The organism is Agathobaculum butyriciproducens (assembly GCA_003096535.1).
GTDB lineage: Bacteria > Bacillota > Clostridia > Oscillospirales > Butyricicoccaceae > Agathobaculum > Agathobaculum butyriciproducens.
In genome coordinates this window covers 26,002-40,927 of sequence record QEKJ01000013.1, presented here as the reverse complement: position 1 = coordinate 40,927, position 14,926 = coordinate 26,002, and the positions used below count along the sequence as shown (strand labels likewise).

The 14,926-nt window shown below is 56.2% G+C and carries 11 protein-coding genes; all 11 read right to left on the bottom strand.

Annotation, left to right across the window (positions count from 1 at the left end; all coding sequences use genetic code 11):
* Positions 1–71: 71 nt before the first annotated feature.
* The gene (locus C7386_RS09640) at positions 72–746 is read right to left on the bottom strand and encodes a response regulator transcription factor (protein WP_118646933.1); all 675 of its coding nucleotides are present in this window, start codon (positions 744–746) and stop codon (positions 72–74) included.
* Positions 736–2,670 carry a sensor histidine kinase gene (locus tag C7386_RS09635; RefSeq protein ID WP_110436308.1) on the bottom strand — a complete coding sequence of 645 codons (1,935 nt, stop codon included), beginning with the start codon at positions 2,668–2,670 and terminating at the stop codon, positions 736–738. The genes C7386_RS09640 and C7386_RS09635 overlap by 11 nt, the downstream gene beginning before the upstream one ends.
* 478 nt (positions 2,671–3,148) lie before the next feature.
* A complete protein-coding gene (locus tag C7386_RS09630) occupies positions 3,149–5,233 on the bottom strand; it encodes an elongation factor G (protein WP_110436307.1) in 2,085 nt (694 codons plus the stop codon).
* A gap of 626 nt (positions 5,234–5,859) precedes the next feature.
* The gene (gene rpoD, locus C7386_RS09625; protein WP_110436306.1) at positions 5,860–7,098 is read right to left on the bottom strand and encodes an RNA polymerase sigma factor RpoD; all 1,239 of its coding nucleotides are present in this window, start codon (positions 7,096–7,098) and stop codon (positions 5,860–5,862) included.
* Positions 7,095–8,861, bottom strand: coding sequence for a DNA primase (gene dnaG / locus C7386_RS09620; protein ID WP_110436305.1), 1,767 nt, complete (start codon positions 8,859–8,861; stop codon positions 7,095–7,097). Before dnaG ends, rpoD begins: the two co-directional genes overlap by 4 nt.
* Before the next feature lie 58 nt (positions 8,862–8,919).
* The gene (locus tag C7386_RS09615; RefSeq protein ID WP_110436304.1) at positions 8,920–9,921 is read right to left on the bottom strand and encodes a deoxyguanosinetriphosphate triphosphohydrolase; all 1,002 of its coding nucleotides are present in this window, start codon (positions 9,919–9,921) and stop codon (positions 8,920–8,922) included.
* 121 nt (positions 9,922–10,042) lie between these two features.
* Entirely contained in the window at positions 10,043–10,678 is a 636-nt protein-coding gene (locus tag C7386_RS09610; protein WP_110436303.1) for a YigZ family protein, read from the bottom strand.
* A gap of 112 nt (positions 10,679–10,790) precedes the next feature.
* The gene (gene hflX / locus C7386_RS09605; protein ID WP_116705401.1) at positions 10,791–12,071 is read right to left on the bottom strand and encodes a GTPase HflX; all 1,281 of its coding nucleotides are present in this window, start codon (positions 12,069–12,071) and stop codon (positions 10,791–10,793) included.
* Between the two features lie 696 nt (positions 12,072–12,767).
* The gene (rpmE, locus tag C7386_RS09600) at positions 12,768–12,971 is read right to left on the bottom strand and encodes a 50S ribosomal protein L31 (protein WP_016147979.1); all 204 of its coding nucleotides are present in this window, start codon (positions 12,969–12,971) and stop codon (positions 12,768–12,770) included.
* Between the two features lie 87 nt (positions 12,972–13,058).
* On the bottom strand, positions 13,059–13,517 hold the full coding sequence (locus tag C7386_RS09595) for an S-ribosylhomocysteine lyase (RefSeq protein WP_110436301.1): 459 nt from the start codon (positions 13,515–13,517) through the stop codon (positions 13,059–13,061).
* A complete protein-coding gene (locus C7386_RS09590) occupies positions 13,514–14,902 on the bottom strand; it encodes an MATE family efflux transporter (protein WP_116705400.1) in 1,389 nt (462 codons plus the stop codon). The genes C7386_RS09595 and C7386_RS09590 overlap by 4 nt, the downstream gene beginning before the upstream one ends.
* Positions 14,903–14,926: the final 24 nt, after the last annotated feature.

Below are 14,926 nucleotides of genomic sequence, written 5' to 3'. Positions count from 1 at the left end.
TAAGGGCAAAAAGGCGGCGGACGGCGAAGGTACCAAATTTGTTACCTTCGCCGTCCGCTGTAAATATTCAATTATTGCTCCTCGAGCCGATATCCGCTGCTGCGGTACGAATTGACCGTGACCCTCGCATCCTCGCCGCCGAGCTTCTGCTTAAGCCGTGAGATCGTCATGCGCACGGCATGCGGGTCGGCTCCCATCGGCTGCTGCCAGACCGCCTCGTACAGCTCCTGCGCGCTGACGCTGCGGTTCGGGTGCCGCGCCAGATACAGCAGCGCCGCAAATTCCTTCTGCGTCAGGTTCAGGTCGGTCTCTCCGATGTACGCGCGTCCGCTCAGCAGATTCATCTGCAGCGGGCCAAGCCGTACTGCGCGTTCCTTCGGGTGCGCCGCACGCAGACGCGCTTCCACGCGGGCCATGAACACCTCCAAATCATACGGCTTTGTCAGATAATCGTCTCCGCCTGCGGTCAGACCCTTGACGATATCCTCATTTTCGCCCATAGCGGTCAGGAACAGGATCGGCACATCGTATTCCTGCTTGATCTCGCGGCACAGCGCCACACCGTCGCCGTCCGGCAGAAGAATATCCAGCACGATCAAGTCCACCGCGTGAAAGCACAGCAGCTCCCGGCACTTGTGTGCAGTTTCCGCCTGCAGGGTGCGGTAACCGCGCATGTGCAGTGCCGCATCGTTGATCGCCATGATGTGCGGGTTGTCCTCCACCAGCAAAATCAGTTTATCTTCCACAATCGTTCTCTCCTTGTGTTTTGAGCGGCTTTTTCGGCAGTTCGAGCCGGAACACCGTGCCGTCTGCATCGGTGTGCTCCACCTCGAGCAAGCCGTGGTGAATCTTCATTGCATCCGCGCAGATCGTCAGGCCGATACCGCTGCCTCCATCACCGCTGCAGCCCTTCTCAAAGATATGCGGCAGCAGGTCGGGCGCAATGCCGCTGCCGGTGTCGCTCACACGCAGGCACACCCGCTCGCCCTCGTCCGCAATGCGGTAGGCGATCACGCCGTTCTCCGTGTGACGGTTGGCATTGACCGTCAGATTGATGAGCACCTGCAGCAGCATTTCCGTATTGCCCCAGAGCGTAATGCCCTCTCCACTGTCGCTTTCCAGCCGGTTGTGCTTCTTTTCCAGCATCGGACGGCACACATCCACCGCGCCGGACAGCAGCTGCGCCGCGTCAATGACGCCCATCTCAATATCGGGTGAGCCGCCGTTGGCGAGATCGATCAGCCGCGATACCAGCGCAGAAAGCCGCTGCGCCTCGGACGAAATGGTCTGCATGTGTTCATGCGCATCCGCGCTGACCGCTCCGGTGCCAAGCTGCCAGTCGGTCAGCTGCGCATAGCCGCTCATGACCGTGAGCGGTGTTTTCAGTTCGTGCGCCATCTGGTGCAGAAATTCGCTTTTCAGCCGGTTGAGCTGGGTCAGCACCTCGCGCTGACGGCGGCTCTCGGACAGCTCCTGTTCCCGGCGGTTGATCTTCAAACTGATGGCTCCCGCGATCAGGAATACGAACACCAGCAGATACGGCGGTGCCGCTCCGTGGCGCGTAATGGTCATCACGATACGGCCGAATACCGCCTCGTATACATTCGACCCGAACAGCAGCAGATAGCCGAGCAGAACGAGCACGTCGTCCCACTCAAGCCGCCGGATACGCCAGAACCGCCGAATCAGCTGTACGACCAGATACAGGAAAAACGGCATCGAGAGATAATACCCGATCCTGCTCAGCGGTGCGATATCCTGCGTCGGCAGGATAAAATGCGCCGCCGCCAGCACGGCATACAGCACCGCATAGCACCGCACAACAATCGGCTTCGCCAGCTTTTCGTACAGGCTTTGCAGCAAAAGCAGCAGAAAACACGGCTGCAGCGTAATCATCAGCACCAGAAACCGATATGGAACTGCCCAGTTGTAATTTGCAGGCAGCAGATGCAGCACATAGAAATTCTGGTCGCGCAGGCCGAGCAACGCGCAGATAACCGCGAGGAAAACATACTTGATCTCGCCCTGAAAGACCGCAAACAGCAGAAAATACATGCCGAACAGGCACAGCGAACCGCCAAGCACCAGGGAATACAAATTCCGGCTTCGGCGCATGTGGTCGATGTTCTCCGCAGTGGACAGATGCATCTGCGTCAGACCGCCGCCTTCGCGGTGCACGAAATTCGCGTACTGACAGACCACCTCGACCGTGCCATCCTCGCCGGTGTAAATCGGTATGAGCATGTAGTCGATGCGCGGCTCAGACTCCGCCGCAGACGCCCCCACCTTGCCGATTTCGAGCACTTCACTGCCGTTTACCAGCACGCGCGTGCTGTAATCGAATGAGTAGCCGCCGAGTGTCAGGTATTGTTTCGGCTGCGCGTGTATTTTCAGCCGATATGAGCCGTATGGAATGGATTCGTCGCGTTCTCCCGGTTTGGCAGCGTCCAGCTCTGCGCCGCTGCCGAGCACCTCAGGATAGAACGTCCATTCACCGTCTATCTCATATACCGCCGACGAAAAGTCCGCTGATGTTGCATCCAGTACGCCGTCCTGCGCTTCCATTGCGCTGAAATCTCCCGATCGGTTGGAAAACAGCAGCATCAGCAGCACAAAAACCAGCAGGATAGCCGCCGTTATCGATATATAGCGCATTCGTTTGTTCTTCATGGGCAGACCCCCCTTCAAATCTCATTATAGGAGAAAAAGCCCAATGATTCAACAAGTTAATTTTTCGATTGACATAATGGAGAATGGAAAATGGAGAATTGAGAATGAACGTAAAGATTACGTTATACTGTAGGGCGGGGTGCCCTCACCCCGCCGTTTGTAAATCACTTGCAATCGTGTAACCGTAGGGGCGACCAGTGGTCGCCCACGCATCCATTAAACCATAGTGCGGGAGGCCAATGGCCTCCCCTACGAGATTAATGCTGCCGATGAATTTACATCCGGCGGGGTGAGGCAGAAGGTGAATTGCGGCAAAGCCGCAAGAGAAGCCACTCTGGTGTACCCCGCCCTACGATTACATTTCATCTTCCATTCTCCATTTTCAATTTTCCATTTTCGTATCATTACATCTCAATTTTCCCAAAGAAAAACCGGCCGCTCACGCAGCCGGTTTCAATTTCACAAAATGCAGGGAATGTTATTCCTTGTTCAGCGCCTCCAGACGAGCCTTATTCGCTGCGATAACCTTTTCCTGTACCGGAACCGGTGCCTCATCGTAGCGCTCGAACTGGGAAACAAACGAGCCTCTGCCCTGCGTCATGGAGCGCAGCTTGATCGCGTAATCGCCAAGCTCTGCCATCGGGCACTCGGCTACGATCTCCTGCTTGCCGCCGTCGAGCGGATTCATGCCCATGATGCGGCCGCGGCGCTTGTTCAGATCGCCGATAACATCGCCCATGTAGGAATCCGGGATAACGACCTTGAGCGAGCAGACAGGCTCGAGCAGAACCGGATTTGCCTGCGGGATACCAGCCTTGTAGGCCAGACGGGCCGCCATCTTGAAGGACAGCTCGTTGGAGTCTACATCGTGGTAGGAGCCGTCGAGCAGGGTTGCACGCAGACCAACCATCGGATAGCCGGCCAGAACGCCATGCTCCATCGCCTCGCGAATGCCCTTGTCAACTGCCGGATGGAAGTTCTTCGGTACGGAACCGCCGAAAATCTTCTCCTGGAACAGGTAATCGCCCTCGGCATACGGTGCAAATTCCATCTTAACGTGGCCGTACTGACCATGGCCGCCGGACTGCTTCTTATGCTTGCCTTCTACCGTAACAGCCTTGCGGATCTTCTCGCGGTACGGAACGATCGGGTCGGTCAGCGTAACCTCTACGCCAAACTTATCCTTCAGCTTGGAGCACAGAACGTCCAGATGAATATCGCCGGCACCGGAGATCAGGTGCTGCTTGGTTTCCGCGTTGAACTCGGTATCGAAGGACGGATCCTCATCATGCAGACGAGCAAGACCGGTGGAGATCTTCTCCTCAACGCCCTTTACCTTAGGCGCGATTGCCTGCGTGTAGCACGGCGGCGCAATCTCGATCGGCTCAAGCTCAACCTTGCGAACGCTCATCGAAAGCGTATCGCCGGTCTTGGTGGTAACCAGCTTGGAAACCGCGCCGATGTCGCCGCAGCCGATCACCGGAACCTCGGTCGTCTTTTTGCCGCATACAGTGAAGATGTGGCCCATCTTCTCGTTTGCATCGGCACGCTTGTTGACCAGCGTCATATCCTGCTTGACCTCGCCGGACATAACCTTAAAGTAGGAGAAGCGGCCGTACTGGTCAGCGACCGTCTTAAATACAAATGCACAGGTAGAGCCGTTCGGGGTGCAGTTGATCTCAATCAACTCGCCCTTTTCGTCCTCGCAGATCTCGACCGGCTTTTCATCGGGAGACGGCATGTAGTCCGCAATGCCCTTGAGCAGTGCGTAGGAGCCGATACCGGTTGCAGCAGTGCCGCAGAATACCGGCGCGAGAACCAGATCCTTCACACCCTGACGGATACCGGCGATCAGCTCTTCATCCGAGAACTCTTCGCCTGCGAAGTAACGCTCCATCAGGTCCTCAGACAGCTCGGCGATGTTCTCGCACAGTGCTGCACGGTGCTGGTCGATACGGTCCTTCATGTTGTCCGGGATCGGGATCTCGACACGCTTGTTGCCTTCCATGCGGTACGCCTTGCGGATAACGCAGTCCACAATGCCGACGGTATCGCGGTTGCCCTCAAAAATCGGGACAACGATCGGCGCTACCGATACGCCGAACTGCTTCTGCAGCTTGTGCAGAGAGTTATAGTAATCCGAGTTTTCCTCGTCGATCTTGGAGATGTAGAACATACGCGGCATTGCGTGCTCCTCACAGTGAGCCCAAGCCTTTTCGGTGCCGACGCCCGGACCGGACTTGCCGGTTGCGACGATCAGCGCGGACTCCGCAACGCGCAGTGCGCACTGCACTTCACTTTCAAAATCAAAGAAACCCGGGGTATCGAGCAGATTGATCTTGCAGCCGTTCCACTCTACCGGCGCTACAGCCGTGGAAATGGAAAACTTGCGCTTGATCTCTTCGGGATCAAAGTCACAAACCGTGTTGCCGTCCGCGATCTTGCCAACGCGGTCGGTTACACCGGCGATATTGAGCAGGCTCTCGACCAGCGAGGTCTTGCCGTCGCCGCCGTGACCCATCAGACATACATTACGGATCTTGTTAACCGGATAATTCGCCATAGTTTATATTACACTCCCCTGCCCTAACCTGTCATCGTGCCCTGCCGGCACGTTATACTCCTGGGCGCTTTGTTTCGCGGGAGCAATCCTCTCTTTGCTGGATCGTTCCCCTTCTTCGTTATTATACACCATACAAACCAGGTATGCAAGCAGTTTTTTGTGCAATTTTCATGTAGCATTTTTCACAACGCCGTCGAATAACAGCGGCGGCCACTTAGTGTACGTTTCGCACACATTCTGATAAAAAATCCGAATTTTCCTTTGTTTTTTGCATTTCTGAAAGATTTTCAGCAAAATCACTCGCTTTTGTTTATTTCTTACAAATAAAATGATATAATTTTAGTGCTACTTCACAAAGGAAGAAAAAACACCCTTCGCACAATCTGACAAAGGGAAGCCTGTGACGGCATTTTGCACAGCTGGCCGTTCCGCCGATCTCAGGCAATATTCTGCCGCAGTTTTACAACACGATAGACGCATCTCCGGCGGTCAAGCATTTTTGCGGTATCTCGAATATCGCAGTAACTGAGAACGGAGAATTAACATAACGGTTGCATTCTCCATCCTCAATTCTCCGTTTTCCATAAAAAAGCCGCTTACCTGTCGGTAAGCGGCTTTGGGCTTCTTTAGTTCAGGAAATCCTTCAGCTTCTTGGAGCGCGACGGATGACGCAGCTTACGCAGCGCCTTTGCCTCGATCTGGCGGATACGCTCGCGAGTTACGTTGAATTCCTTGCCAACCTCCTCGAGGGTGCGGGTATGGCCGTCCTCGATGCCGAAGCGCAGGCGCAGAACCTTTTCCTCACGCGGCGTCAGAGTCTTGAGCACCTCAACGAGCTGCTCCTTGAGCAGCATAAAGGAGGCCGCCTCTGCCGGTTCCGGCGCGTCGTCATCCGGGATGAAGTCGCCGAGGTGAGAATCCTCCTCCTCGCCGATCGGCGTCTCGAGCGATACCGGCTCCTGCGCGATCTTCAGGATGTCGCGCACACGGTCAACCGGCATGTTCATCTCCTTGGCGATCTCCTCCGGGCTGGGATCGTGGCCCAGCTCCTGCAGCAGCTGGCGGGAAACGCGGATAACCTTGTTGATGGTCTCAACCATGTGTACCGGAATACGGATCGTACGCGCCTGATCCGCAATCGCACGGGTGATCGCCTGACGGATCCACCACGTTGCGTAGGTAGAGAACTTAAAGCCCTTGGTGCTGTCGAACTTCTCAACTGCCTTGATCAGACCGAGGTTGCCCTCCTGAATCAGATCGAGGAACAGCATACCGCGGCCGACATAGCGCTTTGCAATGGAGACAACCAGTCGCAGGTTCGCCTCAGCCAGACGCTTCTTTGCACGGTCGCCGAGCTTGATATCCTTCTCAAGCTGTGCGCGCTCCTCCGCCGGAATGGCATCGCCTTCGTTTGCGATACGCTCTGCGGCCTCGTTGCCCTTCTGCATGCGCTCTGCGAGCGTTACCTCCTCCTCAGGAGACAGCAGATCGACCTTACCGATCTCCTTCAGATACATGCGGACCGGATCGTCAATGGCGAACGTCTCAGCCATGGCAGAGGTATCGACCAGCTCTTCCTCCGGAACCTCTTCCACTTCCTCCGGCTCAAAGGAGTCGTCATCGTCACCGATGACCTTCTCCAGCACACCGTTCGTCTCGACCTCGATGCCCATGGTCTCGAGCGTCTCGTACACCTTGTCGATGTCCTCGCTCGACAGCTCCAGATGGCTCAGTGCATCCGAGATCTCCTTGAGGGTCAATCGGCCGTTCTTCTTGCCAAGCGCGAGCAGGTCGCGCAGGATCTGCTGCTGTGCTGCCTGCTGCTCCTGTGCGTTTGCGGCTGCATTTGCGTTTGCTTTCGTCATATCGTTTGTCCTCCCGCGTTTTGTTTTTTGATGCGTCCGAATGTAAGCAGCGGGTCCTCTCCCGCCTGCGTAATGGTTCCATCCTTGACGCGCTGCATTCGTATGGTGTTTATGTATTCCTGCAGTTCCCCTCGATGCTCTCCGGCCGGAATGCCGGGTTCGAGTATCGCGGACAGCAGGCTCATTTCGTTAGGCTCCAGCCATCCCTCAAAGGACAGCACATCGACCATCTGGTCGTTTCGGTTCAGCTCCAGCACGCGCTCGTATATCTTACGCAGCACCGGTGCGGAAAACCACGCCGGCTGCAAGTCCTTTTCGGCAACGGCAATCAATTTCTGGTCCGAGAACAGAAGTCTAAGCACGTTCTCCTCGGCCTTTGCGGATTTCATGTCGGTATACGCCAGAGACCTGTCCTTCGGCTGCGCCAGTCCGACCGGAGAGCGTATCTCACGCCGTTCGGCGGCCTTTCGCCGCTTGCGCTGAATGCCTAGTTCGCGCCGAACCTCAACGTTCATGGCTTCGGCGGTCACGCCTGCCATCTTGGCGGCACGTCCGGCGTAGACCTCGCGCTCGATGGTGCTCTCGATGCCGGCGAGCATGCGCGCTGCATCTCTAAGGAACAGCACGCGTGCTTCATCATCCTCAAGATCGTACTTTGCGGCGATCTGTTCAATGCGGAACGCGTTGTGGTCCTCGCTGCGTTCAATCAGATTGCGGAACGCATCCGCGCCGCGTGCCTTGATGAATTCATCCGGGTCCTTGGCCCCCGGAATACGCAGCACCTTGACCTGCAGATCACATTTTTTCAGAATATCGATCGCGCGCTGTGCCGCCGCCTGACCGGCTCCGTCCGCGTCATACGAGATGATAATGCGGTCGGTATGCCGCGCGATAATGCGCGCCTGCTCCTCGGTCAGCGAGGTGCCAAGCGATGCAACCGCGGAATCAAATCCCGCCTGATGCAGCGCGATGACATCCATATAGCCCTCGGCTAAGATAAAATAATCGTTCTTCGTGCTTTTTGACAGGTTGAGCGCAAACAGATTGCGGCTCTTGTGGAAGATCGGCGTTTCCGGCGAGTTCAGGTACTTCGGCTTGGAATCATCCAGCACACGGCCGCCGAATGCGATCACATGACCGCGCACGTCGATGATCGGGAACATGACACGATTGCGGAACCGGTCGTAAATATGTCCCTTTTCGCTGCGGCTGACCAGACCGGCGTCCATGAGTTCCTCGCGCGTGTAGCCTTTGGCCGTCATCGCATCGATGAGCGCGTGGAAGGAATCCGGTGCATAGCCGAGTCCGAAACGGTTCATCGTCCTTCGGGACAGACCTCGGTTGATAAAATACTGCTGTGCGGTTCGGTTTTCCGGCCGCCAGAGTGTGTCATAATAATAGCGTCCAGCATCCCTGCAGAGCGCGTACAGACGCTCTCTGTGGCGCGCCGCTTTGCGCTCGGCTTCGCCCTGTTCGGGTATCTGCATGCCCGCCCGCTCGGCGAGATAGCGTACCGCATCCGGGAAGGTCAGACCTTCCGCCTTCATAATAAAGGTGATGACACCGCCGCCTGCGCCGCAGCCGAAGCAGTGAAAGATCTGCTTGTCCGGCGAAACCGAAAACGAACCGGTTTTCTCATTGTGGAAGGGACACAGACCGAAATAGTTCGCGCCGCTCTTTTTCAGCTGCACATATTGCGAAACGATCTCTACAATGTCGTTCCGCGCTGACAGCTCGTCCAGAAATATACGGTCAAACGGCATTTCGTGCCCCTCCTTCCCTATTTATCGAACGAAAACGAATATATGATACCCATTTTCGTTAATCCTCAATCTTATTCCAGCTTTTCGGAATAAATAAATTCTTATAAACCGCTATCGAGTAGCGGTCGGTCATGCCTGCAACATAGTCGCACGCGATCCGCTCGAGCGCCTCCCCCCGGGCCTGCAGCACGAAGTAATCATCCGGCAGCTCGTCGGGATGCTCAATAAAATATTCATACAAACTGCGCAGCATGGATTTTGCGCGTTTTTCCTCGCGCTGTGCAGCCGTGCCGTGGTACACATGATCGAACATGAACTGCCGCAGCTCCATCATGTCCGCGTGCATCTGCTCGTCCATGCCGATCTCCAGATACCGCTGACCGTACTCGATCATCGCCGTCACCAGCGTGTCAATGCGCTTGCCGTGCGTCTCACCCAGGCGTTTCCTCAAATGCTGCGGAATATCGTTCTCGCGGATAATGCCCGCGCGTACCGCGTCATCAATATCATGGTTGATGTAGGCAATGCGGTCGGCAAAGTGGATAATGCGGCCTTCCGGCGTACTCGCCTTGCGCCTGCCAGTATGGCAGACAATGCCGTTGCGCACCTCGCGCGTAAGGTTCAAATCCTCGAGCACATCCACAACGCGCAAACTCTGCTCGTTGTGCCGAAACCCGAATGGACAAGCCTCGTCAAGCGCCGCCTCTCCGGCGTGGCCGAACGGCGTGTGCCCGAGATCATGTCCAAGTGCGATCGCTTCGGTCAAATCCTCGTTGAGTCCGAGCGCCCGCGCGATGGTCCTCGCAATCTGCGCGACCTCGAGCGTATGCGTCAGCCGAGCACGGTAGTGGTCACCCTCCGGCGAGATAAATACCTGCGTCTTGTTGCCCAGCCGCCGGAACGCCTTTGAATGGATAATGCGGTCCCGGTCACGCTGAAAGCAGGTGCGGTACGGACACGGTTCCATCGGGCGCAGCCTGCCTGCGGAGCTGTCCGCAAAGGTCGCCCACGGCTCAAGCACCGCGTGCTCGCGCTGTTCGTTCTGCTCTCGAATGGTCATATGTACCGCCTCCTCAGCCTCGGAGAATCCGTCACATAATAGTTATACGAAACGAAATCTGAAAATCCTCTTTTTTTCACAAAAATTTTTTCAGAATTTTGTGAGCCTTGCAAGCCGATATTTACTTGACACGCCGACCCATGAATCGGGTCTCCATGACCTCGGCGTAGACCTGCCCTGCCGTGGCTTCGGCAAGCGCCCGATTGAGCTCGTCCTCCCGACCGGCGGGCAGCGTCACGGTCAGCGTTACATCCGCGCCGTAGTCGGTCTCCTCGACCGCGCAGTCGTGATCAGGCAGCAGGTGCAGAATAATCTCGTACAGATTGTACGGGCACGCGATGAGCGCCACCGTGTACAGGCTCATTCTCTGCGCACCGGCCGCCGCGACAGCCACCTGCGCACCCTGCGTGTACGCGCGGACCAATCCGCCCGTGCCGAGCAGAATACCGCCGAAATAGCGCGTGACAACGCAAACGCAGTCGGTCAGGTTCTCGTGGCGCAGCACCTCGAGGATCGGCATGCCTGCCGTTCCCTGCGGTTCTCCGTCATCCGAGTAGCGCATCACATTGCCTTCACGGAGAATGTAGGCGTAGCAGTTGTGTGTCGCGTCCCAGTAGGTCTCGCGCATCTCCTTTATCTTCGCTACCGCCTCTTCGGCGGTTTCAACGTGCCACAGCCGTCCGGTGAACTTGGAGCGTTTTTCTTCAAATTTGTCCTCGCCGTAATCGGCAAAAGGCACAAAGTAGTCTTTTTCCATCAGCAAATCCTTAAATAATTAGGAATTAGTAGTTAGTAATTGCGGTATCGCGCCATGCGCGATGATTCAAAATGCGCTTCGCGCACCTTAATTTCTAATTTCTCATTACTAATTACTCATTATCCATAATGTATGTCGAAACTCTGCCGTAGGTCTTATCATCCACGACCGCCTCGACAATCGTGCCTTCCGCGGCATAGTCGGTCGAGTCGATCTGCGCTTCACGGTGCAGCATATCGAGCACGGCGCCGTCGCTGTACGGGATGCACAGCTTTACCTTATGCTTGCCCTTGCCGAGCGCCTTTTCGATGGCAGTCAGCAGGTCGTCAATGCCCTCGCCGCTCTTTGCGGAAATCTTCACGCCCTCATCCGGCCGAATGAACGGAATGACATCCGGATCGCACTTATCCGCCTTGTTGTACACCATCACGCGCGGAATATCCTGTGCGCCGAGCTGTGCCACAACCTTATCCACAGTCTGTGCATGAATCTGCCAATTTTCGTCCGAAACGTCCACAACATGCAGCAGCAGATCGGCATACGCCAGCTCCTCGAGCGTTGCCTTAAACGCCGATACGAGATGATGCGGCAGCTTGCGGATAAAGCCTACGGTGTCGGACAGGAGTATCTCCTGTGTGTCCGAAATGCGCTTTTTGCGCGTGGTCGGGTCGAGCGTATCGAACAAGCGGTCGTTCGCCTCGATGCCCGCACCGGTCAGGGTGTTCAGCAGCGTGGACTTGCCCGCATTCGTGTAGCCGACAATGGCAACCAGCGGCAGCTCGGCCTTTTTGCGCTGGCGACGCTGCACGGAGCGCACCTGCCGCACCTGCTCCAAGTCGCGGCGCAGCTTGTCAATGCGGCTGCGGATGTGACGGCGGTCGCTCTCCAGCTTGCTCTCACCGGGGCCGCGCGTGCCGATGCCGCCGCCGAGACGGCTCATCGCCTTGCCCATACCTGCCAGACGCGGCAGAATGTACTGGTACTGCGCCAGCTCGACCTGCAGCTTGCCCTCGCCGGTGCGCGCACGCTGCGCGAAAATATCGAGGATGAGCGCCGAGCGGTCGAGTACCGTGCGGCCGATCAGCTCTTCCAGATTGCTCATCTGCGACGGCGACAGCTCGTTGTCGAACAAGATCAGACTTGCGTCGTTCATCTCGGCAAGCTGCTTGACCTCTTCCGCCTTGCCCTCACCGATAAACGTGCGGGCATCCGGCGCCGGACGGCGCTGCAGCGTCATCGCAACAGCCTCTGCACCGGCAGTCTCCGCCAGCGCGCGCAGCTCGTCCATCGTGCGCTCGTCCGCATCCTGATCGGCGTTGAAGCTCGGACACGACAGACCGACCAGAACCGTCCGTTCGATCTGCTTTTCTTCTGTTTGATTGGTAAACGACATGGAAAATTCCTCCTTGCTGTTAAATTGTCCTCTATATTTATTACACCCAAACGCAAAACCGTACAAGACTTGATTTTCCGTCCAATTTGCGGTAATATAAAGGCAGACAAAGTGAATATTTTTCCGTCACGGCAAACCGTGGCGGATTTTTTGTTATATAGAAAATGCCCTATCGTTGTAAGTCAGCGCACCCTGCGGTAACATCTGTTATCAAATTAAACTCGTAGTTGCTGTCCATAACAACGCGTAAACGAGTTGCGCGGCACAGATATGCCGCGCCTGCGCAGAGTAAACCACCTGTGTAGCAGTACGGTATCCGAGAACTGCGAATCGGTCGAGTAATGGACGCGCAATGCGCGCCCCTACAGACGGGTAACCCGACTGCCGTACCCCTATTTCGGAGCGGTCGCCGGTCTCTGGTCTGCGCCAAGCTAAGAAACAAAGGGAAACGGGAGTTAAGAGGGTAGAAACCGCAGGTGTCTACCCTCTTGCCCACCGCCGTGGGTACGGCGAATCTCCTGCCGTCCGCAGACGGCAACTCTCCGCTGAGGTTCAGCGAAAAACTTTCCGCCCGGACAGGATGAACCGCCTGCGCGGTTCAAGCGCACCAGACCGCCTGTGCCGCAAACACCCTTCCGCAATCTGCAAACAGATAACGAAAAAGCCACCGAAAACACGTTTCGATGGCTTTTCTCATTACTTGTCCAGATTGAAACGCTTCTTGAAGCGATCAACACGTCCGCCGGTGTCTACCAGCTTCTGCTTACCCGTGAAGAAGGGGTGGCACTTGGAGCAAACGTCAACGACGATGTTCTCCTTGGTGGAGCCGGTCTCAATGACATTGCCGCAGGCACAGCGGATCGTGGTCTGCTTGTAGTCGGGATGGATGCCCTGTTTCATGTTGTTTCACCTCTTTCCACGGATATGTTTACATATCTCCAACAGTCGTAAAATTATCTTACCACATGTTTTCCGAAAATGCAAGCATTATTTTTCATAAATCAGATTTTCTTCTTTCCAGCCCTCGAGCACGGGAATCATGGACGCAGCAAGCTGCTTTGCGCCTGCCAGATCGTGCAGCAGATAATTGCCGCACTCAATGCGGCTCGCGCCCGGAATCTCGCCCTCGTAAGCGGCGATAAACGCCATGCTCTCCTGCACGAGCGCAATCGCATCCGACGGCTTCATATCGCGCACAAGGAAGTAAAAGCCGGTCTGACAGCCCATCGGGCCGCAGTAGATGATCTGATCGGCAAACTTCGAGTTGCGTGCATACGTTGCAAACAGGTGCTCGAACGTATGCCCCGCCGCCGGCTGGATGTAAGTGCCCGCATTCGGGTACACCATGCGGATGTCATAGGTGGTGATGTCACCGTCGATACGCGAGGTATACATACCCGGCTTCAGTTTGTCATGGTTTACTTCAAAGCTGGCAATTCGTTTCATGCCTTTGCCTCCCTTTCAACACCAAGGAATCGAAGCTCCGTGCGGTATTCGCGCCAGAGCAGAATATACGAGATAAAGAATGCCGCGATCTCCGCGATCGGGAATGCATACCATACCGCATTCAGGCCAAACTGCTGACCCAGCAGCCATGCCGCCGGAAGGATAACGACCAGCTGACGGCAGACAGACACGATCAGGCTGTTCATGCCGCGTGCGGTTGCCTGAAACATTGTGGAATTAATGATACCAAACGCTGCACCGAGGAAGGACAGGCTGATGGTCTTGAGCGCCGGAACGCCGACCTCAATCATCTCCTGTGCTGCCGCCGCATCGGACTTGTCCACAAACAGCATGAGCATCTGCTCGGGCAGCAGCTGGAACAGCACCAGACCCAGACCCATGATGACGACAGCCGCCGTCAGCGTGATCTTATAAGCACCCATCAGGCGCTTGCGGTTGCGCGCGCCGTAGTTGTAGCCCATGACAGGCAGCGCACCCTGATTGAGTCCGAATACCGGCATAAAGACGAAGGTCTGCAGCTTGAAATACACACCGAGTACGTTGACCGCCGTCTGCGAGAAGGCAATCAAAATGCCGTTCATGCCCGCCGTCATAACCGAAACCACGCTCTGCATGACGATGCCCGGCAGGCCGACACGGTAAATGTCCTTGATCGTCTGTCCGCGCCACTTGAACTCGCGCATGTTGACATTCAGCACCTTCTGTTGACGGAACACGCCCCACAGACCAAGCGCCATGCCGAAGATCTGGCCGATAACGGTCGCGAGCGCCGCACCGCGGATGCCCATCTCCGGGAACGGGCCGATGCCGAAGATCATCAGCGGGTCAAGGATGATGTTGATGATGGCGCCGGTCAGGCCCTGACACATCGGGATGATCATGTTGCCGCCGGACTGCTGGATCTTCTCGCACATCATCGAGATCATAACAAAAATACTCATGCCGACCGCAAGGTGCGAATACTGGATAGCGTAAGCCGAAACCGCCTCGCTCGCACCGAATGCGCCAACGAATACACCCGAAAATCCCCAGCCGAGGATGAAGAATGCGATGCCGCCAACAACCGCCAGCGCAACGCCGTGCTCTGCCGCCGAGTCCGCGTGCTTCTGGCGCTTTTCACCCAGACGGCGCGCAATGAGTGAGTTTACGCCCACGCCTGTGCCGACACCGATCGCCACGACCAGCATCTGCAGCGGATATACGAGCGAAACCGCCGCCAGCGCATCCTGCGAATACTTGGCCACGAAGATACTGTCTACGATATTGTACAGCGAGTTGATAATCATGGAGATCATCGCCGGCAGTGCCATCGAAAAGATCAGCGGACCCATTTTGGCGGTGCCCATTTTATTCTGTTGTTCCAAAAATTTCAGCCTCCCAACGTAAAA